The organism is Chitinophaga sp. Cy-1792, assembly GCF_011752935.1.
Classification (GTDB): Bacteria; Bacteroidota; Bacteroidia; order Chitinophagales; family Chitinophagaceae; genus Chitinophaga.
The window spans coordinates 1614701-1638715 of the sequence record NZ_VWWO01000002.1; the positions used below are offsets into that span (position 1 = coordinate 1614701).

Sequence of the window (24015 nt, forward strand, 5' to 3'; positions counted from 1 at the left end):
ATAAACCCCTGTTCGCTGAAGGAGAGCAGGGGTTTTGCTTGCATATTAAATGCTTAAACCAACGTATTTTGTTTTGTTCCGACATGACTTCTCACATGTTGCTGAAATGCTTCCGGCGACTGCCCCGTCTGCTTTTTAAAGAACCTGCTGAAATAAGGACGGTCAGAGAATCCAAGATCATATGCAATTTCCTTAATGGTGTTCTCACTATGTATGATCAGTCTTTTGGATTCTAATATAAGCCTGTCGTGGATAAGCTGCATAGCGGTTTTGTCCAGTTTCTCCTTTAGTATCTGGTTAAGACGTTTAGGACTGATGCCCAGGTTAGCGGCATAAAATTCCGCCTGCCTTTCCTGCAGGTAATTGCTTTCCAGCAACATCAGAAATTCATAGACCCGCTTTTCATGAATGTCATGGCTGGTAAAAGTATGTTCCTTGATCTGTATCAGCTTGAGGAGAAAAACCTTTAACATGGCTTTTACGATGATAAGATTCCCCGGGCGCTGGTATTCCTCCATCAACAGATGGAAAATCTGCTGGAGGTTGGCGGCAGCATCATTATCTGCCGCTAAACAGGAAAATTCTCCCTGTACATTAAATATTTTAAATATATCTAACAGGAATTCTTTGTCGGCATCTTCCAGTATTTCCCGCTTGAAAGAAATCAGCGCCCCATTTTTACCGGCTTTGTTGAGCTGATGTACGCGGTAGGGTGGGATCAGGTAAATCCAGTTGCGCTGCAACGCCTGGTCATTGCTCTTCAATGCATGTAAAGGTGCTTCGTTCTGTAGCCACACTATTTCATAAAATTCTTTCCGCTCAGGGTCGTCGAGGTAGCTCGGCGGGCAATCACGCAGGTTCCTGATATATATTAGCGCTCCTGACAACCGGGAAGCATTTGACTCCTTTTTCATACCGCAAAGATACAGATTATCAGGTGGCTGGCTGGGATGAAACGGCAATTATGGTGGACAATATGGAAATCGGCTTTTCTGAAACGCCCCACCGTAGCAGGGTTTCCTGATAGTCCACCATAACAGGCGGATAGTGTAACGATGCAAACCTGCGGCCCTTCTACTTTTGCAACGAATTATCCGATACGATATGCTTTCAGTAAAAGAGAATACCGCCGCTCAGCTTCAGATGATCCTGGCAGAGAATATGCAGTTAGCTTCCCGCCTGAACGAGGACCAGCTGGCGCAACTTGTTACAGTGCTCCAGTCGGCAGGACGCATTTTTATCATGGCGGCCGGTCGTTCAGGACTGTCGATGAAAGCCGCCGCCATGCGGCTGATGCACCTCGGTCTCAATGTTTATGTGGCAGGCGAAACAACCACGCCGGCTATAGCGGCGGGCGACCTGCTACTGGCAGCCTCCGGGTCAGGTACTACAGCCAGTATCGTCAATGCAGCTACAAAGGCCAGGGCCGCAGGCGCCAGCATATTTGCCATCTCCACCCAAACAGATAACCCTCTGGTAAAAATGGCCGATTATCACCTGCTGCTTCCGGCCGCAGCTAAACAGGACCAGCATGGCCTCTATTCCGCACAGTATGCCGGCAGTCTCTTTGAACAGGCACTCCTGCTGGTAATGGATGCCACCTTCCAGGTGATGTGGCAGCTCGGCGGACAAGATGCTCCGACGCTCTGGAAGCGTCATGCGAATATGGAATAACAGTTACTAACTTATAAAAATATAACAATGGCAAAATTACAGGTAGCAATAGATTTGCTCACAACAGAAGATGCACTGGCATTGGCGGCAAAAGTGGCGCCTTATGTAGATATTATCGAGCTGGGAACCCCACTCATTAAAAATATGGGCGTTAGCGTTATCCGTGCGATGAAGGATGCACATCCCGACAAAATCGTATTTGCTGACCTGAAAACAGCAGATGCCGGCGAACTGGAAGCTGACCTGGCATTTAAGGCAGGCGCCGACCTGGTAACGGTGATGGGAGCCGCTGGTAATGCCACTATCGCTGGTGCAGTGAAGGCTGCTAAAGCGCATGGCAAAGGCGTGGTAGTAGATACGATCGGATACCCTGACCGCGTACAACGTGCACGTGAGGTGATTGAACTGGGGGCGGAATTCGTGGAACTCCATGCTGGTCTTGATGAACAATGGACACCAGGTTATTCTATTCAGGTGCTGATCAACGAAACAGAAAAGGTAGGTGTGCCTGTATCTGTTGCCGGTGGCGTTAATATCAGCAACATTGCAGCTGTGGTGAAAGCAGGCGCACAAGTGGTGGTTGCAGGTGCAGCTATCTACGGTGCAGCAGATCAGGCAGCGGCAGCCCAGGCACTGCGTGCAGCGATCGACGCAGCTAAGAACTAAACTATCACGGGTTTCAGAACAACTATTCATCAAAAAGGCTGTGTCTACTGAGTCGACACAGCCTTTTTGATATTCGTTTAAGTTGTTAATCCTCCTTTATCTTCCAGTACAACTGGTACCTTACTGCATGTAATTTATAGAATGGTACCAATACCAGGCTGTCGTATTGCGCAGGCGATACAAGTCCTTTCATGGAAAAAGTGAGGGACTTAGTTTGGTGCTGTTGTATTTTTTCTGTCAGCTGATCTTTGCTGAGCAATACAGGCATAGCTGCCACCGGGTATTCTTTGCCCATAGGCACATGTGCAAATCTGCCGGTATCCGCCATTAGTCCGGTCATATCCTGGTTGCCTGTTTGTGCCGCCAGTACCAGCGGCCCGTAGAGGATGGCATAGTAATTACTTTTGTCCGGCAACTGCTGTAACGCTGTGTGCATGGGCAAGGTAACGGTGATACGGTCACCTTTTTTCCAGTTATTGCTGATTTTTACATAGCCCGTATTTGTTTTTTGTACCGGGTAAGATTTATTATTTAGTTTGATAGTTAGTAATCCTGATTGTACCCATTCCGGATAACGTACATAGATATCTCCTTTGTCTGCTTTGGTGATGAAGATACTGGTGCTGTCTGTTTCCGGGAATCCGGTTTGCTGGGTGATCTGCCAGTTGCTTTTGCTGTGGAGGGTTGAAGGTATGAAGAGATTTACATACAGGTCGTTGCCTTGCTGTGCATAGATCATTTCATTATACTTTACGTGGTTTTCCATACCGGTGCCTACGCAGCACCACATGGCGGTCGCTGGCTGTGAGTACACCCTGTAGTGGCCCGGACGCATAGGGGTGTGGTACACAAAGCCTCCGGTACCTGGCAACTGGGAAGCGAGGATATGATTGTAGAGTGCTTTCTCGTAGAAGTCCATGTAGGCTTGCAGTCCATCTGTAAGGTACAGGGCTTTGGTGAGTTTAAGCATATTATAGGTGTTGCAGGTTTCCGGGCCGGCAACATCTGTCATCATTTTGGTGAAATCGTTTGTCGGGTTGAAATGTTCGCCGACGCTGTTGCCGCCAATGGCCATACTGCGGTTGGTAACAACCGTTTGCCAGAAGAACCGCGCTGCATTGTTGTACAGGCTGTCGTGGTCGGTGTCTGCAATACGTTTGAAACCAATTACTTTAGGAATCTGGGTGTTGGCATGCAGGCCGGTGAGCTGGTCCTGCTGGTTTTCAAGCGGGAGCAGGATAGCTTTCTGGGAGAATTTCCTGGCGGCAGCCAGGTATTTTTTGTCGCCGGTGATCTGGTAGACATCTGCCAGTACTTCGTTCATGCCGCCATGTTCTGTTTGCAGCATGGTTTCCATCTGGGCGTCGGTCAGGCTGTTGCAGATATCCACCACCCAGTCGCTGAACTTTACAAGCATAGGTAGGGCTTTGGATTGCCCGGCTACAAGGTAGGCATCCCGCAGGCCTGCATATATTTTATGTATATTATAAAAGGGTACCCATCTTTCCCTGATAGCCTGCACATGGCCGGCTTTTATTGCTTTCCAGAGCTGGGAGCTTCCGGGGATACCGCCGATATACCCGTTGCCGTTAGCATCCTGCACCTTTTTGAGCTCATCCAGCATGTAGTGGAGACGCTTCAGTGCCAGCGGGTCGCCGGTGCTGGCATACAGCAGTGACAGTGCGGAAACGTAATGTCCGCCGATATGTCCGTCGAGGCCTGTACTTTCCCAGTTGTCGTAGGGTTTGGCTTTAGGGGGAAGGCCCGCTTCACGCAGGTAGGGGGCCAGCAGCTTGTCCGGTTCCAGTGCCTCAATATAGTGCTGGTCTGTCAGCTGGGCATTTTTGAATAGTCCGGGACTCAGTGTCACTTCCTGCAGTGAAAAGGTGCGCAGGGGTGCTTGCGCACTGCCGGTCAGGGTAAGCAGACATAGGCCCCATGTCAGGTAGTTTATTTTCATAACGTGGAGAATTAAAATCTTCCCTAAGTTAAATAATTAATTGTTATTATGACAATTAATATTTTCGCTATGGTATTGTTTATAAAGATGATTATCTGAGAAAGATAAGTTTTTGATGAGTGGTTTTTATTTTTATTATTTTTAATTGTAAATATGACAATTATTTTGTTTTTTTGGATCAGCGTAAAACCTAAATCTTAATTCCTCGTTATGAAACAGCCTTTCAATTATCTCCGCACGGGCGTACTGGGCCTGCTAATGGCCGCTACCGGTGTGCAGGCGCAGAATAAAGTGACGCTGCGTACGGATGCAGCCGCGCCAACTATCAACCGTAATATCTATGGCCACTTTGCCGAACATCTTGGAAACTGTATTTATGGCGGTTTCTATGTGGGCGACACTTCCCATATTCCCAATACTAACGGTGTACGGAATGACATCATAGCGGCACTGCGTAAACTTAAAGTGCCCAACCTCCGCTGGCCTGGTGGCTGCTTTGCAGATACCTACCACTGGAAAGATGGGGTAGGCCCCAAAGACAAACGCCCAACCCTGGTAAACACCTGGTGGGGTGGCGTTACAGAAGATAATAGCTTTGGTACCCACGATTTCCTGAACCTCTGCGAAGAACTGGGAGCAGAGCCTTACCTGGCAGGGAACGTAGGCAGCGGCACTGTTCAGGAGCTGGCAGACTGGGTACAGTATGTCAACTTCCCCGGAAAGAGCCCTATGTCCGACCTCCGCCAGGCAAATGGCCGCAAAGACCCATGGAAGGTTAAGTTCTGGGGTGTGGGCAATGAAGCCTGGGGTTGCGGTGGTAACATGAAACCGGAATACTACTCAGACATCTACCGTAAATACGCCACCTTTATGAGTGGCCCGCTGTTTAAAATAGCCTCCGGTGCCAACTCTTCTGACTACAACTGGACAGAAGTGCTGATGAAGAACATTCCCACAAATATGGTCAACGGACTGGCACTGCACCACTATTCGGTGATCGAATGGAACCATAAAGGCGACGCCGTAAACTTCACAGAAGAACAGTATTTCCAGACCATGACTTCTGCCTGCTTTATGGATACCCTTATCCGTAAACACAGCGCCATCATGGATAAATATGACCGCGAGAAAAAAGTAGCATTGGTAGTAGATGAGTGGGGCGGATGGTACGATGTGCAACCTGGTACCAATCCTGGTTTCCTCTTCCAGCAAAACACCATGAGAGACGCCATGATCGCCGGTGTAACACTGAATATTTTCAATAACCATGCAGACAGGGTACGTATGGCCAACCTTGCACAAGCCATCAACGTACTCCAGGCGGTGATCCTCACCAAAGGCGACCAGATCATCCTGACCCCAACTTACCATGTGATGGAAATGTACAACGTACACCAGGATGCTACACAGATCCCGCTGGAGATTCAGAGTAATGACTATACCTCCGGCAAAGGCAAACTGCCGGCAGTAACCGCTTCTGCCTCTAAAGACAAAGCCGGACTTACACATATCTCCCTGGTAAACATCGATCCGAAAAAAGCACAGGAAATAACTGTCAGCACACAGGATGCCTATAAATCCGTTAGTGGTCGTATCCTGTCGTCCAAAATGCAGGACCACAACAGTTTTACCCAACCCGACCTGGTGAAGCCTCAGGCTTTCAGCGGCGCGGCCATCAAGGATAAAACCCTGACCGTGAAGCTGCCTCCATGCTCCGTTGTTGTGCTGGAACTGAAATAATTACCACACACATAAAAAATCGTCTCTATAGCATAGAGACGATTTTTTACGCATAAATTAATAATTGTCATTTTAACAATTAAAATGTGTGGCATCATCAACCTGCTGCACCAGAACAGATAAGCGATGAAAACATCCTACGTTATTGGCATCGATTATGGCACCGACTCCGTACGTTCTATCATAGTAGATGCACAGAACGGCCGCGAAGTAGCAACATCCGTATTCCACTATCCACGCTGGAAAGACGGCCTGTATTGCAACCCGGCGCTAAGCCAGTTCAGACAGCATCCACTGGACTACATCGAAGGACTGGAAGCCTCCGTGAAAGCCTGTCTCCAACAGGCAGGGGCAGAAGTGGCAAAGAACGTCCGCGCCATTTCTGTAGACACCACCGGCAGCACACCGGTAGCGGTAGATGAAACGGGTACGCCGCTGGCACTGCTGCCCGCCTTCAAAGACAACCCCAACGCGATGTTCGTGCTATGGAAAGACCATACTGCCATTAAAGAGGCAGCTGAAATAAATGCAACGGCTACACGCTTCCCGGAAAACTACCTTCGGTTTGTTGGTGGTATCTATTCTTCCGAATGGTTCTGGGCAAAGCTCCTACGTACCTGGCGTGTAGACGAAGCCGTTAGAAATGCCACATACTCCTGGGTGGAACACTGCGACTGGATACCGTTTCTCTTATCCGGTGGGAAACACGCAAAGGATCTTAAACGGGGCATCTGTGCAGCAGGACATAAAGCCCTGTATGCAGCGGAATTCGGCGGGCTCCCGCCAGACAGCTTTTTTGCTGCAATAGACCCTATGCTAAAAGGTTTCACGCAACGGCTCTTTACTACCACCTACACTTCCAGCGAAGCCGCTGGTACGCTCTCTCCTGAATGGGCCACCCGTCTGGGCCTGGATACCTCCGTCGTGATTGGTATCGGTGCCTTCGATGCACACATGGGCGCCGTAGGCGGACAAATAGAACCCTATCACCTCAGCAAGGTAATGGGAACTTCTACCTGCGATATGCTGGTAGCGCCATTATCAGCGGTAAATGATACACTGGTGAAAGGTATCTGCGGACAGGTGCCCGGTTCGGTTATTCCGGGAATGATGGGTATGGAAGCAGGACAGTCGGCCTTCGGCGATGCCTACGCCTGGTTTGGTAATGTCTTATCATGGCCATTACAAAACCTCCTGAACCATAATACCCATCCCGAACTTACCAAACATATCCAGGACGCCAGCGCAAGAATGATCACTGAGTTATCCAAACAGGCCGCGGCCATTGAGCCGGAGGCAGGCAGCGAATGGGCGGTAGACTGGCTCAACGGACGCCGGACGCCGGATGCAGATCAGTCGCTCAAAGGCACTGTTACCGGCTTGAACCTGGCTACCGATGCGCCGCGGATGTTCAGGGCAGTGGCAGAATCTACCTGCTTCGGCGCCAAAGCTATTGTAGAGCGGTTTGAGCGCGAAGGTATACCTGTCAAAGGTTTGATAGGCATTGGCGGCGTAGCGAAGAAATCTCCCTTTATCATGCAAATGATGGCCGATATCATGCACATGCCTATACGTATACATCAGTCCGAACAAACCTGTGCCCTTGGTGCCGCCATGTTTGCGGCTACGGCAGCAGGATTATATCCAAGGGTGGAAGATGCTATGTTGGCTATGGGACAGGGTTTCGAGACTACCTATACGCCTGATGCCAAACGGGCAGGGATATACGCCGCAAGGTATGAAAAGTACAAGGCATTAGGTGCCTTTACAGCATCCATGAACATTGATAACTGATTTATATGCAACAATATCAAGCTATCCGGCAGGCAGCTTATGAAGCTAATATGCAGTTGCCAGCGTTGGAACTGGTGAAATTCACTTTTGGAAATGTAAGCGCTGCCGACAGGTCGGCCGGCGTTTTTGCCATCAAACCCAGTGGGGTGCCTTATGCGGAGCTGAGTCCGGATAATATGGTTATCGTGGATTTCGACGGTAAAGTTGTCGATGGACAACTGCGCCCGTCGTCTGATACGCTGACCCACGCGGTATTGTACAAACACTGGGAGCATATCTCCGGTATCGTGCATACGCATTCTACCTATGCTACGGCCTGGGCCCAGAGTCAGCGCGATATTCCCATTTATGGTACCACCCATGCGGATCATAATACCATTGACATCCCTTGTGCTGCCCCAATGGCCGACGAGCTGATTGCAGGTAATTATGAATACCAGACTGGTTTTCAGATCATGAAAGCATTGGAAGAAAGGAATTTGTCGTACGAAGAAATCCAGATGATCCTGGTGGGGAACCATGCACCTTTCACCTGGGGCGCAACGCCAGCCAAAGCAGTATATAACAGTGCCGTACTGGAAGAAATAGCCAGGATGGCCTATCTCACAGAGGTGATCAATGCAGATGCGCCTAAGCTGAAAGATAGTTTAATCAAAAAACATTACGAACGTAAACATGGTCCTGGTTCTTACTATGGACAATAAACAAAACGCTATGATTGATCTGAAAAAATTAGAGGTCTGGTTGATTACCGGGAGCCAGCATTTGTATGGTGAAGAGGCGCTCAAGCAAGTAGCTGCCCATAGTAAGGAAATTGCCGCTGCATTGCATGATGATAGCCAGGTGCCCGTATCGGTAGTGTACAAGCCGGTGGTAACCACGCCGGAGGAAATATATGCCGTATGCATGGAAGCGAATGCTGCAGCGAATTGTATCGGCGTTATGCTCTGGATGCATACCTTTTCTCCCGCCAAGATGTGGATTCGTGGCCTGAAGGCATTGAAAAAGCCGGTATGCCACCTCCATACGCAATACAACAGGGATATTCCATGGAATGATATTGATATGGATTTCATGAACCTGAACCAGAGCGCCCATGGCGACCGTGAATTAGGGTTTATGATGAGCCGTATGCGTATGAACAGGAAAGTAATTACCGGCCATTGGAAAGATACCGAAGTAAGAGCAGAGCTGGCCGGATGGGCGAGGGTAGCGGCAGGCTGGCACGACTGGCAGGGCGCACGTTTCGTGCGTTTTGGCGACAATATGCGCTATGTAGCCGTTACAGACGGAGATAAGGTAGAGGCAGAATCTGTATTCGGGTTTTCCTTTAATACACACGGCATCGGCGACCTGGTATCGGTGATCAACAGTATTTCTGATGCTGCTGTCAACCAGCTGACCGCTGCTTACGCAGACGCCTATACGATTAGTGCGGATCTCCTGAAAGATCCTGCCCTGAAAGATGCAGCGCGTATAGAACTTGGCCTGCAGACATTCCTGGAAGCCGGCAACTACAAAGGGTTTTCAGATACCTTCGAAGATCTGCACGGCATGATACAACTGCCGGGTATAGCAGTACAACGCCTGATGAAGGCCGGATACGGCTTTGCCGGTGAGGGCGACTGGAAAACCGCAGCGCTGGTACGTGCCATGAAAGTAATGGGTAGCGGATTGGCTGGTGGCAACTCTTTCATGGAAGACTATACCTATCATTTTGACCCAGCAAATCCAATGGTTTTGGGCGCACATATGCTGGAAATCTGCGAGTCTATCGCTGCCGGAAAGCCTACCTGTGAAAAGCATCCGCTGGGTATCGGCGGAAAGGCAGATCCGGTACGTCTGGTATTCAATACCGGCGCCGGTGCAGCTATCAACGCCTCCATCGTGGATATGGGCAATCGTTTCCGCCTGCTGGTGAATGAAGTGGAGGCAGTGGCGCCATTACATGACCTGCCTAAACTGCCGGTAGCACGTGTATTGTGGAAGCCTTACCCGGATATGAAAAAGGCATGCACCGCCTGGATCCTGGCTGGTGGCGCTCATCATACCTGCTATAGCCAGAACCTGACATCCACGCATATGCAGGATTTCGCCAATATCGCAGGCATTGAACTGGCCCTGATCGATAAAAATACATCAATACGCTCCTTCCAGAATGAACTGAGATGGAATGATGCAGCGTATTGATGCTGCAACTGATATTACCGGGAAGGCGCTCTTCAGCAATTTGAAGAGCGCCTTTTCTTTGTTCGCAATTTTACAGTTCCGGCTTTTTCTGCTTTTGAAGAACCATTCAACTTTTCTTTTCACCAAAATAATCCCTCGTTGAATTTCTTAAAAGACCTTATCTTCCGGGTGTAATAACAACCAAAACCCGCGAGATTCTTGTCAGGATATACTAAAAATATCGTCAGGAATCAGTGTATGTCAGCATTAGTGTTCCACCATGAGATTAGTCTTCCGGAAGGTCCTTTCTATAAACAGGATCTTGATAATTATAGCTTTTTTATTTCCTGCAACGCTCCAGGCTACAGGTCTGGTATTCAATTCATACGATCAGGTACAGGAGAAAAGGACCAGCCTTGTCCTGACCAGCGGAACGCCTATCTGCCTGGAAGATAAAGCCAGCCTTTCCTTCGACTTTAATTTCTTTCCAGACAGGCAGGTATATTATGGGTACCTGGTACGCCTGGTCAATCAACACGGCCAGAACATCGACCTGATTTATAATGATGAGCACCAGCAGGTGGCCGTTGTGAGCGGTAATACCTATACTTCGCTGGCATTCTCGCTGGATGGTGCTACCCGGTTTCACAAATGGAATACCTGTACGCTGGAATTTAATCGTCACTCGCTTACCTTATATATTAATGGCCGGCCTTGCGGCACTGCGGTCATGCAACTTGCTGACCAATGCTTCAGTGTTGTTTTCGGCGCCTGCCATCTGGTGCATTTCAAAACCAATGATGTGCCACCGATGACCCTGAGAAATATTGCTGTGCGCCAGCACGGTCAATTACAGTATTACTGGCCACTAAACGAGCTTTCCGGTACCGTGGCTACTGATAGCATTGCCAATGCTACTGCTACTGTTGTCAATCCCGTATGGGCGATACCGTTACACCAGCACTGGAAATTGCTCCAGGCGATGCATGTCAACGGAAACGGCAGCTATACCTTTGATCCTGCTGCAGAAGAATTATATGTCGTAGGGCGGGATTCCATTTATCGTTTCCTGGTAAGAGATCATTCCGTTAATAAAGAAGCGCTGGCAACACCGGTGTATTTGTCGCCTGGCTACCAGGCAGCGTTTAATCCGCTGGATAAAACCCTCTACAGCGTTCATGTTGATCAGCATGAGCTGGCCGCCTGGCAGCCCGGAAAGAACCAATGGTCGGCGCCTTTCGATTCGGCCGGACTCACCAGATACTGGCAGACAGCGAAGTTTACCCGTTATGTGGATAATAGTCTGTATGTAATCGGTGGCTATGGACAGCTGACTTATAAAAAGGAGATACAGCGCTTTTCGTTTACCAATGGCAAATGGGAAAACATCGTTATTCCCGGCTCCGACCTCAAACCCCGCTATCTGGCGGCTGCCGGCACTACACCCGGCGGCGATACAGCGTATATCCTTGGTGGTTATGGCAGCGACAACGGCGAACAGATGCTTACGCCGCAGTATTTTTATGAGCTGCTCCGTTTTGACGTAAAGTATGGCACACTGAAAAGAGTATACAATTTTCACGAACCGGAAGAGCCGGTCGTTTTCGGGTCGTCGATGGTGATCAGTCCTGCTGATAGCAGCTTTTATGCACTGGCCTTTCCCAACGACCGCTTTCAGTCGAGGCTGCAGCTGATGAAAGGGAGTCTGACTGTGCCTGGTTTCACTGCGCTGGCAGATACCATCCCATATGCCTTCCTGGACAACCGCTCTTCGGCAGATCTCTTCTACTGTGCACGTACCCATCAGCTGCTGGCTGTTACGCAGATCGTAGATAAAGACAAGAGCACAGAAGTGAAGATTTATTCCCTGGCATTTCCGCCAGAGAAACTGACCGCTATGGCAACCAGTTTCGGAAAATCATCTGCCGAAGGCTGGCCCTTATGGCTGATTGTATTAGGGATAATGGCTGGTGATGGTATACTGGTCTACATCTTTCTACATAAAAAAAGAAAAACGAAAAAAACGGAAACACCTGAACAAGCCCAACCAGTGGTGGAATCCCCTGGAATCCCGCAAATAACGTCAGTGGTAGAACGTATACCGCTGGTACCAGCCGTTAAAAAGGAACCCAAGGCCACTTTTAGGTTATTCGGTGAATTCCATGTGGTAGATAAAGACGGGAATGTGCTCACACACCTTTTTTCGCCATTGTTAAAAGAGATGTTCCTGTTGATTGCTATCCATACCATCTGGTCGGGGAAGGGCGTATCTACGGAAAAACTTTATGAAATCCTCTGGGCAGATAAGCCGGACCGCGATGCCCGTAATAACAGGTCTGTTAATATGGTGAAGCTGAAGACTATTTTCGAGAAGATAGGATTGCTGTCGGTCGTAAAGGAGGAGAACCGCTGGAAATTAAATTATGAGGAAAGTAGTGTGGAGATTGACCTGCACGTATTTACTACACTTATTAACCTGCCGCAGTTGCAGCAACCCGAGCTGTTAGCATTAATTAATATCGTGCAGGAAGGTACTTTCCTGTTCCGCACAGACTATTTCTGGCTGGAAGACCTGAAGTCGGCCATTTCCACCAAAGCACTGGACGTATTACAATTACAGCTGCAGCAGCTATTAATAACGGCTACGCCTGAATTAATTATTGAAACGGCTAATGCTATATTAATCCTTGATCCGCTGCATGAGGGCGCACTACAGGCCAAATGTGCCGCATTAATTAAACAGGGAAGACCTTCCCTCGCCAGGGCCGCATTTGAAAAGTTCTGTAAAGACTACGCCCATATGTACGGCGAGAAGTTCCCGGTTTCTTTCCAGGATATTATCTCCTGATTTCCCCTTTTTTTAAAAAAATATCGCTGTTAACGGGGCTGTTAATGCCCCTGTTAATGCGTTTGTTATCGCCCGCCTCCTTGTTTTGCAGTAATTATTTCAGTCACCACGTTGTGTAACAACCCAGGGTTGTTATTACCAGCTATTTATCCTGGCAGGCTGCCAGCTGAAATTAATTTCACGTTACCTGAGTTTTCATGTTTAATTATCAACCAATTATGAAATTTTTACTGTCAATCGTTCTGCTATGCTGTTGTACTGCAGTAATGGCCCAGCGTACCCTTATCAAGGGGAAGGCCACAGACGAAAAGAACAATCCCCTTCCTGGCGTAAGCATCATGGTGAAAAATTCCACGAATGGCGTCGCCACCGCCGAAGATGGCACCTTTGCAATCTATGTCGGCGATCCCCAGAAAACGATTTTACGCGCCAGCATGACCGGCTACGAGACACAGGAAACGATGCTGGCAGGTCGTACTTCCGTACAGTTTAACCTGGTGATCTCCGCTGTCAACCTGAAAAATGTGGTAGTCACCGGCGCACTTGGCATCAAAAGAGAGGCGAAAGCCATCGGGTACGCCACCCAGGGCGTTGATCCCAACAACCTGACGGAAGCACGTGACCTTAACATCGTTAACGGGCTTGCCGGTAAAGTGGCAGGCCTCCAGGTGACCAGCAACGGACAACCCGGCTCTTCCAGCAGAGTGATTATCCGCGGCGAGAACTCACTCACCCAGAACAACCAGCCACTTTGGGTGGTAGACGGTGTGCCCATCAACAACGATATGGGCGATGGCCGTGATAACCTCGACTTTGGTAACGGCGCTGCCGACCTCAATCCGGATGATATCGAATCCATTCAGGTGCTGCAAGGCCCCAACGCTGCCGCATTATATGGCTCCAGAGCAGCCAATGGCGCCATCCTGGTTGTTACCAAAAAAGGTAAAATCAATGACAGCAATCTCGGTATCTCTATTAACCAGAATACCCAGGTGAACAGCATTGCGCAGTTTCCCGCCTACCAGAACGTTTATGGAGAAGGTTCCAACGGCTTCATCGTCGGAAATGGTACCAGCATTGTGCCTGGTACCGGCGCCGTGAAAATGGGACTCTATGGATCTACCTGGGGAATGCCCATGCTCGGACAACCTTATGACGACTTCTCCGGCAAGCCTGTCGCCGGCGGATACAGTCCACATCCGGATAATATCACTTCTTTCTATAAACCCAGCGTTACCAATGCTTCCAATATTTCTATCGCCAAAGCTGATGCGGTATCATCGGTGAGGTTATCCTATACTTTCACTGGTAGTGATGATGTGCTTAAAAATCAGAACATTATCAAGAAACATAACGTATCCCTTAATGCCAGCCGTAAGTATGGTAAGGTATTAAATGTAGATGCCCGTGTGATGTATACCTACCAGGATACTAAAAACCGCACCTATCGTAACCTGGATGCTTCCAGCCCGATGGCGGCCTATGTATACCTGCCACGCAGCGTAGATGTGAATGCCCTGGAACCCTGGAAAGATGCCTATGGCAACTCTTTCTCACTGGGCTCCGTAGGTAGCGTCGAAAACCCGCTGTGGATGCTGTACGAAAATGAAAACCGTGACCAGTCGCACCGCTGGCTGACAGGAATTACAGCAACGGCACGCCTGACCTCCAAACTCAATTTCCGTATGCAGGCATCCACGGATATGAAAACCACCAGCTACTATCAGTACAAGGAACTGGGCGGACTCCGCACCCCTAACGGCTTTTATGGCAACAGCAATCAGCAGAACCTCATGTGGGATTACCAGGGTATGCTGATGTACAACAATAGAGTGAATAAATCGCTTAACATCACTGCTAACGTGGGCGCGGAGTATGTAAATTTCAGTAACCAGTACCGCGGCGCAAGTATCGCATCCCTGCTGGTGCACGACATGCCCAGCATCCAGAACAGCACTGCTTTCCCGGCGGCGACGGAATCTTTGGTGCGCTCCCAGACACAATCGGTATTCGCGGATGCAACCGTGGCCTGGCGCGATTTCCTCTTCGTCAACATCACCGGACGCAACGACTGGTCATCTACCTTACCATCTGTCAACAATAATTTCTTCTATCCATCTGTTAATGCCAGCTTTATTTTTTCCAACTTCCTGCCGGAAAATAGTATCCTGAATTACGGTAAACTCCGTGCTTCGGTAGCGGAAGTAGGTAACTCCGCGCCGCCACAATCGCTGCTCACCACCTATAATTATGGGGGCCTTTTTCTTGGTAGTCCTTACCTGAACTATGGTACCAGCAACCAGTTAAATAACGGGCAGCTGAAACCGGAGAAAACATTGTCCAGGGAAGCAGGCGTGGAACTGGCGTTTTTCCGCAGCAGACTTCAACTCACGGCAAGTGTTTACCAGTCTAATACCACCAACCAGATCCTTCGCCCGCAAATACCTACCGAAACCGGTTTCTCTACCCGTATCCTGAATGCAGGAGAGATGAGAAACAGGGGGGTAGAAGTAAGCATGAACGTGGCCGCTGTTCAAAACAATAAATTTAAATGGAATGTGCTGGCTAACTGGTCCATGAACCGCAACAAAGTATTGTCGCTGGTACCAGGAATTAATGTGCTGGCGCTGGGAAGTAACCTGGGTGCTACAGTAAATGCAATCGTCGGGCAACAATACGGTGTACTCACCGGTAGTGCACCATACAAAGTACGTGATACGTTGATCGTGAATACCACGAATGGCCGTACCATCGCGGATCCTAACGTGGTGCTGGGCAACTTCCATCCGGATTGGATCGGGTCCCTGGGCTCACAGGTGAAATACGGTGCTTTCGATCTGTCTTTCCTGTTTACGGTGAAAATGGGTGGTGTGCTTTATTCCGCTTCTTATGGCCGCGCCAACTTTGCAGGTACTACCATTGCCAGCTTATACGGCAGGGATGAATGGCTGTTTAGTAACGTTATCCTGGGAGAAAATGACCAGGAAAGAATGGGCAACGGCCAGGCCAACAGCAAAGGCACAACGCCTTATGCTGACAACCTCCGCGCAAAAGGACCACGCTATCCGAATGCTTATTTCCCGCTGACAGACAGCAAGGGTGTTGTGGTGCTGGATGCTAACGGCAGAATGATTCCAGGTAAGAAAAGTGATATCTGGATGAACCCTACTGCCTATGAGAGTGACATGGTGCTGAACAATACACCCGCCATTACCTTCAATGCTTCCAACATCAAACTCAGTGAGCTGATCTTCGGTTATACACTGCCGGTTAGGTATATCAGTGCTACACCTATTAAAACGATGCGCCTTGCCTTCGTTGGACGTAACCTCTGGACCATCCTCAAACATACACCTAGAGGTATTGACCCGGAAGCCGCCAATACCACCGGAAATGCACAGGGGATCGAGTCTGGTGGCTCCTTCCCGTATTCAACCTATGGATTTGATTTGAAAGTTACTTTTTAAAAAACACGTATGAAACCATTATATATTTTCCTGCTGCTGATGACTATCGGTTTCGGCTGTACGAAAAACTTCAATAGTCTGAATACAGACCCGACACAGTTCTCTGCCGTAGCGCCGGAAGCTTCTATCCTGGCGGCTGTTAAGAACCTGAATGCACAGATGGCTAATTATAACACCACTAAATACTGGGACCTTGGCCACCTGCTTTGTCAGCAGGCCAACAGGTACGATGTTACTGATCAGGGCTTGTGGCAAACCATGTACCAGGGCGTACTGGGAAACCTCAAGCAGGTCATCAGCAACTATGGCAAGGACTCCGCCTATAACAACAGGGTGCAGGTGGCCCGTATCCTGCAGGCATATACTTATTCCATTATGGCCGGAAACTTCGGCCCGGTACCGTTATACCAGGCCAATGATCCCGCTTATCTCTCTTCTATTAAGTTTGATAGTGAAGATACAGTGTACACCTTTGTGATGAATACACTCAAAGAAGCTGCTGCTAAAATTAATGTGAATGGCGACAAGCTGACATATGACCCGCTGTACAATGGTAACCTGCAATCGTGGGTGAAGTTTGCAAACACCATGCGGTTAAAGATAGGCCTGCGTATCCAGCGTAACCTGCCCGACCTCGCGGGTTCGGCTATACGCGAACTGATGACCAACGAATCAATGCTGATCAGTACCGAAGGGGAGTCTGCAAAGATGGCTTTCGAAAATGTGAATGGCAATGAGAATCCCTATTATATCAAGTATATTAAGTCTAACCAGTATTACCCATATGCGCCGGGTGCTTCCAATCAGGCGCCTAAGCTGAGCGAGTTTCTGATGACCTTCTTCCGCTCGTATAATGATCCGCGCATGATGGTATATTACGACTCCGTACCACTGGCGCAGCGTATGTTGCTGACCGATACACTGACCAGCATTTCAGATGATTCACTGCGTATTGTGACCTATCCGATTCCTTACCTGGGACTGCCTAAATCGGCCACCAAACTGGCTGGCTGGACGTCCCTCGCCGGGCTTCCGGATGTGGTGGGTAGCAATAATATCAATGCCTATTCCAACGCCAATCCAGTTATCTACCAGGTAGGCAGACCATTTGTGATGTTGTCTTATGCAGAAACACTTTTCCTGAAAGCCGAAGCAGTGCAAAGTGGCTATGGCGGTGGTCAGTCGGCAGATCAGTACTATTACGCCGGTATCGATGCCAACTTCGCCTTCTGGAATATCAGTTCCACACTACGTGATGCCTATAAAAATACGCCTGGTATTAAATGGGGAACTGCAGGTAAAGGTTTTAACAATTATCTGAGCCTGGTCAATACTGATATCTCCGCCGATGGCAATACGAAAATCTGGATACAGCGCTGGCTGAACTACTTCCCTGACGGTGGTTTCGATTGCTGGACGCTGGAGCGTCAGACGAGGGTCTTCAACCTGCCACCACATACCAATCCGGGTGGTAACGCTTCCTATGCTGCCAATCCGACTTTCGCAGATGTGCCGGGAAGGGCCTCATATCCGATGTCTGTCATCAACCTTAACCAGGTTGGTTATAAAGGTGCTTTACTGGCATTAGGTACTACCAGGGGAGATGATTATGATATCTACCAGCAACTGCGGTTTGCAAAACCTTACACCGTACCGCAATGGGACCAGGTAAACGCCGGTTACGATATCAGCTTTATCCAGAAATGGTATGGCACTACCATCGAAGAGCTGAAAAAAGCCGCTGCCACCGGAGGTTTTAAATATACATTGGTACAGACCTATCATCCTTAAAAAATCAAACATGAAATATATACATATAGTACTGTCGGCCTTGCTGCTGACCAGTGTTACTGCTTGTAAGAAGAACCTTACTGGCCCCTCCGTGGAGGATAACATCCTTAACTATGAAATTAAGGAAATACCGGTAACGGATAATTATGTGGTAGGCGCTTTCTATACTTCCTTTGGTGGCTGGAATGGAAATATAAAAGAAGTGCCGGTGGTAGGTAAATACGGTGCACCGAATGGTGTATTGCCAGCAGGGATTATGTCGCAGCATATCGACTACGCCGTAAAAGGGGGCATCGACTACTTCGTATTTTCTGTTCGTTCAGCAAATAAGGATGCTAATAACTTTAAATCTGATACCACGCTGGTCCGCGGTTTTATCAACAGTAATACCAGTGGCAAGATGAAATTTGCCATCGCCTATAATTTCAATTCAGGTACTTATGGTATTGCTGCCACTAACCCGATGGAGAAGGATAAAGCGCGGCTGGGGCAGTTCTTCGATGATTTTCATCGCCTCGTCCCTTTCCTGAAAGAGGCCAGCTACCAGCAAACAGATAGCAAACCCATACTGTATATCCTCAACGCACAAACGCTTTTCTCAGATAACAACAAAGCTATCTACGACAGTTTACGCACCCTGATGAACAGCTGGGGCGTAACACCCTATATCGTAGGCCAGCAGGATCGATGGACGCCGCCTGCCCGCTACCAGATCCGTTTTGATCATTGTGTGGATGCTATTATACATCAGTCTTACAGCTCACAGATCAACAACTGGGACCGCTGGTACCTGCTGCCGCAGACCATGGACCAGAACTGGAAATATTCCAAACAGTATTTCGCGGATAATTATGCGGCAGACTATATTCCGAATATTACGCCGGCATATAGCTGGTTGATCAATCAGCCTACCAGTACCAATCCTGAGTACCCGCGTACAGATAGCGGCGCTATGTTTACCAAACTTTGCAATGTGGCCAAGATGAATGCCAGTACCAAAACAAGGCTGATTATGATCGACAGCTGGAATAACTGGACGGAGGACTCTCAGCTGGAACCCGCTGTCAGCTATGGAGAGCGTTATCTGAATATTACACGTAAAGAGTTTAAGAAATAATCAAGCAGAAAATAATGAAGAGGAAATTAAACAGATGGGTTTCGTTGATAGCGCTGTCGTTATTAACAGGAACAGGATTCGGTCAGCAACGTGTTTTAACAGCCTCTTTCGACACTGACGCCGCCACGCCCTGGGTTACAGGGCGTGGGCGTGCCGTCGTTACTAATGGTGTGTTACAAACGGAAAATGCCTATGCTTCTTTTGGCGATAGCAGCCTCACTGATTATCGTTTTAGTTTTCGTGCATGCGTGCCCGATAAAGGCAGGGATGTACAGATCTGGGCAGGCTTCAGGGCTGCTACCAGGAATGATCGTTATATCCTGGCGCTGCGTGGCGGCAACCAGGATAACCTGTACCTGAGCAGGTTGGGGTATATGGGTACGGATGAATTCCTGGCACTACGGCCACTGGAGTTCCACCCTGTTGCCGGTACCTGGTATACCATTACCGTGGAAGTGGTACAGCAACGAATCCGGGTTTTCCTGAACGATGAAAAGCTGCCACGAATAGATGTTAAAGATGAAAACAGTCGCCTGGCCCCGGCAGGGCCCGTGACGCTCGGTGGCGGATGGGTGCCTGTTTCATATGACGACCTGGAAATAACTCCTCTGGGCCCAACGGCACTAAACAATATACCCGTTTACGAATTCCTTCCGGTGCCCGTACCACAGGCGGCCAAAGCCGAAAAGCGCCGTCAGGAAAGGGCCGCATGGAAACCTGTCAGCATAACTGATATCAGCGCACCACGTACGGAAATCAGCCTAAATGGTCAATGGCTGTTTATGCCACAATATGAACTCAGCGACGAGCGACAGGCTATCTCTCCGAAAAATTCAGATGACAACTGGCATGTAATGAAGGTACCTGATTTCTGGAACCCCATACGTATATGGCTACACGGAGAAATGTTCGGGAAGCATTCAAAAGGTGCTTCTGATGCTTATTTTCAGCGGGAAACAGACCGTTGTGAGTCGTATACCTTTGATTATAAAAAAACGAATGCCGCCTGGTACCGGCAATGGATAACGTTGCCGAAAGGCATAGAACAGAAGGACGTGGCCTTACATTTTGATGCGGTGTCAAAAGTGGCGGAAGTCTATATCAACGGGCACCTGGCAGGTAAACATACAGGTATGTTCGGTGACTTTACCGTAGATGGCAAAGGATTGTTTAAGGCTGGCAAAAACCTGGTAACGGTAAAGGTTACACGCGATTACATAAAGGATATTGCAGATGCCGGCAAAATAGTAGATGTAGCGGTGAGTGTGGAAGTGACTAATAAAATGTTGAAAGACCTTGCCCATGGCTTCTATAACGAAGATCCGGCAGGTATCTGGCAACCGGTGAAAATGGTGATTACCTCGCCGCTATCGCTGAAGGATGTGTTCATACAGCCCAGGCTGGACGGCGCCACATTTGATGTTACCGTTACCAATCACACTAAATCGCCACAAATCTTTACCATCAGCAGTCGCATCGGCGACCTGTACAAAGGCTCGCCGCTAAAGGATGTTCAGCTGAAGGCCGGTGAAACGAAACTCCTGCATTACGACATTGGACAGCTCAAGCCGTTGCTATGGAGCCCGCAGACCCCCAACCTCTATGATTTTACTTTCCTGTTATCGCAAAACGGGGGAGTGGCGGATAGCCTGGTGATTACTTCAGGCTTCAGAACTTTCGAATCAAAAAATGGGTTCTTTTACCTAAACGGCCGCCAGTATTGGTTGCGCGGTGGTAATCATACCCCTTTTGCACTGGCGCCAAACGATGTGGCACTCGCAGCGCGATTTTATGATATCATGAAAGCGGGTAATATGGAGGTCACCCGAACACATACATCTCCCTATAACGAAACCTGGATAACGGCTGCAGACCGCAAGGGTATAGGTATCAGCTTCGAAGGAGGCTGGCCATGGCTGATGATCAATAACTCCATGCCGGATAATAAACTGATTGAAATGTGGGCAGATGAATACATCGATCTGCTGAAAAAATACAGAAATCATCCTTCAGTGTTGTTCTGGACGGTCAATAACGAGATGAAGTTCTATGGTAATGATACCGATAGCGCCAGAACCCGCCTGAAAATGAAGATCATCTCCGATGTGGTAAAACGTATGCGTAAAACAGATGGCACAAGGCCGATCAGCTTTGATTCTAACTATAGACGCAATACGAAGAAGTTCGGGATAGATTTCTTTAAAGATATTGATGATGGAGATATTGATGATATCCATGCCTATATTAACTGGTACGACTATACGATATTCAAACAGTTTAACGGTGAGTTCCAGGGAAAGAACAAAAACCCGGGCAGGCCACTGATAAGCCAGGAGATGTCGTCCGGATATTCCAATAACGAAACCGGGCATCCGGTAAGGTTTTATACGCAGGTGCATCAAACACCGCAGGAGCTGGTGGGGGATCTGGCCTATGAATTCAGCGATCCTGCCTACTTTATGGAAGCCCAGGCATTTATAACCGGTGAACAGGCGGAGGCCTATCGCAGAACGAATCCTGAGGCGGCAGGGATATTACATTTTGCTTTGTTAAGCTGGTTTAAGAATGTCTATGATGCGGAAACGATTGCGCCCTATCCGGCCTACTTTGCCTTGCAGCGCGCTTTACAGCCGGTACTGGTGAGTGCAGAGCTCTGGGGACGGCATTTCTATGCCGGCGCTAAATTGCCGGCGCGCATTTGTGTTGTAAACGACCGGCATGAAGGCACCTTATTGCAACACCCGCTACTGACCTGGAAACTGGTGGATAGTCTGGGTGGTACACTAGCCACCGGAACGCAGGAGTTACCTGATGTGCCTTACTACGGCAGGGTATGGGTAACGCCCGACATTACCATCCCTGTTCAATTGCCGCAGTCGCAGGTATATGGTAAACTGCTGCTGGCGTTGTCGGAAAATAATAAAACGATTTCAGCAAATGAGTACAAGGTACTGCTGGCAGATTTACAACCCCTGACTACAGGTACTGCAAAGGTTTGCCTGTATGACGGTAGTGGTAAACTCCATGCATCACTGGAACGGATAAACGTTAAATATACGCCTGCAACTACTGTTGCTGCGGCGTTGGCAACGAAAGCAGGAGTATATGTTTTTAGTGGTTTAAAGCTGGGTGGTAATATAAACACTGCGGAGGTTGCCCGGCTGAAAGGCCTGCTACAGGCAGGTGCAAGGGTAATCGTTACCGATGCTGCGGCAGCGAAGGATTTATTTCCGGAATATATTTCGGGTACTGTTAATGTGCCGGAAGGAGATATCGTAACAATGGATATCCCGGAATCGGCGGTCTTTGCGCATATCAGCCTGATGGACCTGCGCTATTTCAATAATAATAAACGGGAACTGCCGGCAGTATGCAACGGGGCGCTGTCCGTAGTCCGTAATCCGCAGGTGGAAGTATTGGCGAAACATATCCGTGTACACGGGTATATACAGGGAGAGATGCAGGAACGTGCGCAGCAGATGGCGAAAAACCAGGGTGCCACTATCGCGAGGGTTCGCAACAGTGGCACATTATACCTTACTACCATGTCGTTGGAAAAAGCAGATACTGATCCAGTAGCGGGGATGCTATTGTATAACCTGATTTCCGGTAACGATAGATAATGGTAAATAGTGGAGGCCGGGTTGTTCTCAATACTGGCACACGGCTGTCTCTACCTGTAGAGGCAGCTTTTTTTATTTGCTGACTTTCTGCCGGATCATTTTTTTGATGATCACGATCTGCCCCAGGTGATAATGAGTGTGCTCAATAATCCCATGGATATTGTGATAGAAATCGCCGTATTGTTTTTCGCCCAGGTACTCCCACAGGCGGGTTTCCGGCATTTCTTTTACATATTTTGCCAGTAATTCTCCCTGGTGAACGGTGTCGTTTCTCAACATATCCCATTGCCAGGCTGCATGCATGGGCTGCATCTCCCAGCTTAATTTGTCCTGTGCTTCCAACGGTGCACCATCGATCATCATGCGGAGTTCCTTGATATAATAACCTATGTGAAAGGTAAGGAGCGCAATAGAATTGAATTGTGGCAACTGTCGGGTAGCTTCTTCAAAGCTAAGGTCAGACAGCGTTTGCTGAATAGAAACAGCAGTCCAGTTGCCGCCGGAAAAAATGCCTTGAACATGTTCTGCAAGGCGTTCAGTAAGGTTCATATATAGGTTGTTTTTACAAACAATATTAGATATTGCAATATCTTTAGCCTGTAAGATAATTATAAAGATGGACAATGAAAAAAAGTGCCTGAGAAAGCCAATTGTATTCGGGGTGCTGTTAACAGGTCTGGTGCTGGTTTTAACAGGATTTACAAATGCCGGAAATGCAAAGAAAGAAAAGTATATACTTCGGACTATCCTCACTGCCAGCGCAGTTCCAGAGGGTTATGTCTTCTGTTCGCCAACCCCAGATGAAGAAGATAACTGCTTTTTTTATCTCAACGGAATAAAATATTTGAAGAAATCAAAACAGTATTGCGACCGCCTGGGTAACATATCCCATGTGGATGTCTTTCATTCGGAAGGCCGTGAAAGCTATACACCTGCCATGCTGCGTGCAGATGCGCAGTTGCTTAAGAGCAGTGGCTGGATACTGAAGGGAAACGTATTGCAGGTAACGGCCGACTCGATCGTATACCCTGTTAAGGAAAAATTGCCGGAGGCATTACGGCAAGGGAAGAAGTTTTACTTATTGAGAAAAAGGAAAAGAAGTGATGAGCTTACTGTTTATGAAATATGGTAGGTAGTTACGATTTTTCCAGCTAGATATCCGGGCA

General features: G+C 48.5%; 15 protein-coding genes. 12 read left to right on the forward strand and 3 right to left on the reverse strand.

The features are described from left to right. Positions 1 to 53: 53 nt before the first annotated feature. On the reverse strand, positions 54 to 914 hold the full coding sequence (locus F3J22_RS20785) for a helix-turn-helix domain-containing protein (protein WP_167019852.1): 861 nt from the start codon (positions 912 to 914) through the stop codon (positions 54 to 56). A gap of 190 nt (positions 915 to 1104) precedes the next feature. Between F3J22_RS20785 and hxlB the strand changes: the two genes are divergently transcribed. Both hxlB and hxlA read left to right on the forward strand, forming a co-directional pair. Then, positions 1105 to 1674, forward strand: coding sequence for a 6-phospho-3-hexuloisomerase (hxlB, locus tag F3J22_RS20790; RefSeq protein ID WP_167019853.1), 570 nt, complete (start codon positions 1105 to 1107; stop codon positions 1672 to 1674). 27 nt (positions 1675 to 1701) lie between these two features. After that, positions 1702 to 2340, forward strand: a complete 639-nt coding sequence (gene hxlA / locus F3J22_RS20795) for a 3-hexulose-6-phosphate synthase (RefSeq protein WP_167019854.1) — start codon at positions 1702 to 1704, stop codon at positions 2338 to 2340. Positions 2341 to 2425: 85 nt separating this feature from the next. On the opposite strand, the gene F3J22_RS20800 is transcribed toward hxlA, so the two are convergent. Beyond that, positions 2426 to 4300, reverse strand: a complete 1875-nt coding sequence (locus tag F3J22_RS20800; RefSeq protein ID WP_167019855.1) for a glycoside hydrolase family 127 protein — start codon at positions 4298 to 4300, stop codon at positions 2426 to 2428. A 210-nt stretch (positions 4301 to 4510) separates the two neighbouring features. Between F3J22_RS20800 and F3J22_RS20805 the strand changes: the two genes are divergently transcribed. From F3J22_RS20805 to F3J22_RS20845, 9 genes are all read left to right on the forward strand, one after another. Continuing rightward, on the forward strand, positions 4511 to 6040 hold the full coding sequence (locus F3J22_RS20805) for an alpha-N-arabinofuranosidase (protein ID WP_167019856.1): 1530 nt from the start codon (positions 4511 to 4513) through the stop codon (positions 6038 to 6040). Positions 6041 to 6166: 126 nt separating this feature from the next. Further along, positions 6167 to 7834 carry a ribulokinase gene (locus F3J22_RS20810; RefSeq protein ID WP_167019857.1) on the forward strand — a complete coding sequence of 556 codons (1668 nt, stop codon included), beginning with the start codon at positions 6167 to 6169 and terminating at the stop codon, positions 7832 to 7834. 5 nt (positions 7835 to 7839) lie between these two features. Further along, entirely contained in the window at positions 7840 to 8538 is a 699-nt protein-coding gene (araD, locus tag F3J22_RS20815; protein WP_167019858.1) for an L-ribulose-5-phosphate 4-epimerase AraD, read from the forward strand. Between the two features lie 10 nt (positions 8539 to 8548). Further along, on the forward strand, positions 8549 to 10024 hold the full coding sequence (gene araA / locus F3J22_RS20820; RefSeq protein WP_167019859.1) for an L-arabinose isomerase: 1476 nt from the start codon (positions 8549 to 8551) through the stop codon (positions 10022 to 10024). Positions 10025 to 10325: 301 nt separating this feature from the next. Continuing rightward, positions 10326 to 12851 (forward strand): hypothetical protein, encoded by a 2526-nt coding sequence (locus tag F3J22_RS20825; RefSeq protein ID WP_167019860.1) that lies wholly within the window; start codon positions 10326 to 10328, stop codon positions 12849 to 12851. Positions 12852 to 13069: 218 nt separating this feature from the next. Beyond that, positions 13070 to 16318 carry a SusC/RagA family TonB-linked outer membrane protein gene (locus tag F3J22_RS20830; protein WP_167019861.1) on the forward strand — a complete coding sequence of 1083 codons (3249 nt, stop codon included), beginning with the start codon at positions 13070 to 13072 and terminating at the stop codon, positions 16316 to 16318. 9 nt (positions 16319 to 16327) lie between these two features. Continuing rightward, on the forward strand, positions 16328 to 18109 hold the full coding sequence (locus F3J22_RS20835) for a SusD/RagB family nutrient-binding outer membrane lipoprotein (RefSeq protein WP_167019862.1): 1782 nt from the start codon (positions 16328 to 16330) through the stop codon (positions 18107 to 18109). 10 nt (positions 18110 to 18119) lie between these two features. Further along, complete coding sequence (locus tag F3J22_RS20840) at positions 18120 to 19226, forward strand: glycoside hydrolase family 99-like domain-containing protein (protein ID WP_167019863.1); 1107 nt, start codon at positions 18120 to 18122, stop codon at positions 19224 to 19226. Between the two features lie 14 nt (positions 19227 to 19240). Further along, positions 19241 to 22849: a glycoside hydrolase family 2 TIM barrel-domain containing protein gene (locus F3J22_RS20845; RefSeq protein WP_167019864.1), complete on the forward strand. Its 3609-nt coding sequence runs from the start codon at positions 19241 to 19243 to the stop codon at positions 22847 to 22849. Between the two features lie 72 nt (positions 22850 to 22921). Here F3J22_RS20845 and F3J22_RS20850 read toward each other — a convergent pair whose 3' ends face one another. Beyond that, the gene (locus F3J22_RS20850) at positions 22922 to 23398 is read right to left on the reverse strand and encodes a hypothetical protein (protein WP_167019865.1); all 477 of its coding nucleotides are present in this window, start codon (positions 23396 to 23398) and stop codon (positions 22922 to 22924) included. Between the two features lie 67 nt (positions 23399 to 23465). Here F3J22_RS20850 and F3J22_RS20855 point away from each other — a divergent pair, with 67 nt between their 5' ends. Next, a complete protein-coding gene (locus F3J22_RS20855; protein ID WP_167019866.1) occupies positions 23466 to 23981 on the forward strand; it encodes a hypothetical protein in 516 nt (171 codons plus the stop codon). Positions 23982 to 24015: the final 34 nt, after the last annotated feature.

Bases quoted from the DNA above. Each gene is read 5' to 3' on its own strand.
- araA (WP_167019859.1), top strand. From the start codon at position 8,549: ATGATTGATCTGAAAAAATTAGAGGTCTGGTTGATTACCGGGAGCCAG.
- F3J22_RS20855 (WP_167019866.1), top strand. From the start codon at position 23,466: ATGGACAATGAAAAAAAGTGCCTGAGAAAGCCAATTGTATTCGGGGTG.
- F3J22_RS20810 (WP_167019857.1), top strand. From the start codon at position 6,167: ATGAAAACATCCTACGTTATTGGCATCGATTATGGCACCGACTCCGTA.
- F3J22_RS20845 (WP_167019864.1), top strand. From the start codon at position 19,241: ATGAAGAGGAAATTAAACAGATGGGTTTCGTTGATAGCGCTGTCGTTA.
- F3J22_RS20785 (WP_167019852.1), bottom strand. From the start codon at position 914: ATGAAAAAGGAGTCAAATGCTTCCCGGTTGTCAGGAGCGCTAATATAT.
- F3J22_RS20800 (WP_167019855.1), bottom strand. From the start codon at position 4,300: ATGAAAATAAACTACCTGACATGGGGCCTATGTCTGCTTACCCTGACC.
- araD (WP_167019858.1), top strand. From the start codon at position 7,840: ATGCAACAATATCAAGCTATCCGGCAGGCAGCTTATGAAGCTAATATG.
- F3J22_RS20840 (WP_167019863.1), top strand. From the start codon at position 18,120: ATGAAATATATACATATAGTACTGTCGGCCTTGCTGCTGACCAGTGTT.
- hxlA (WP_167019854.1), top strand. From the start codon at position 1,702: ATGGCAAAATTACAGGTAGCAATAGATTTGCTCACAACAGAAGATGCA.
- F3J22_RS20830 (WP_167019861.1), top strand. From the start codon at position 13,070: ATGAAATTTTTACTGTCAATCGTTCTGCTATGCTGTTGTACTGCAGTA.
- F3J22_RS20805 (WP_167019856.1), top strand. From the start codon at position 4,511: ATGAAACAGCCTTTCAATTATCTCCGCACGGGCGTACTGGGCCTGCTA.
- F3J22_RS20835 (WP_167019862.1), top strand. From the start codon at position 16,328: ATGAAACCATTATATATTTTCCTGCTGCTGATGACTATCGGTTTCGGC.
- F3J22_RS20850 (WP_167019865.1), bottom strand. From the start codon at position 23,398: ATGAACCTTACTGAACGCCTTGCAGAACATGTTCAAGGCATTTTTTCC.
- hxlB (WP_167019853.1), top strand. From the start codon at position 1,105: ATGCTTTCAGTAAAAGAGAATACCGCCGCTCAGCTTCAGATGATCCTG.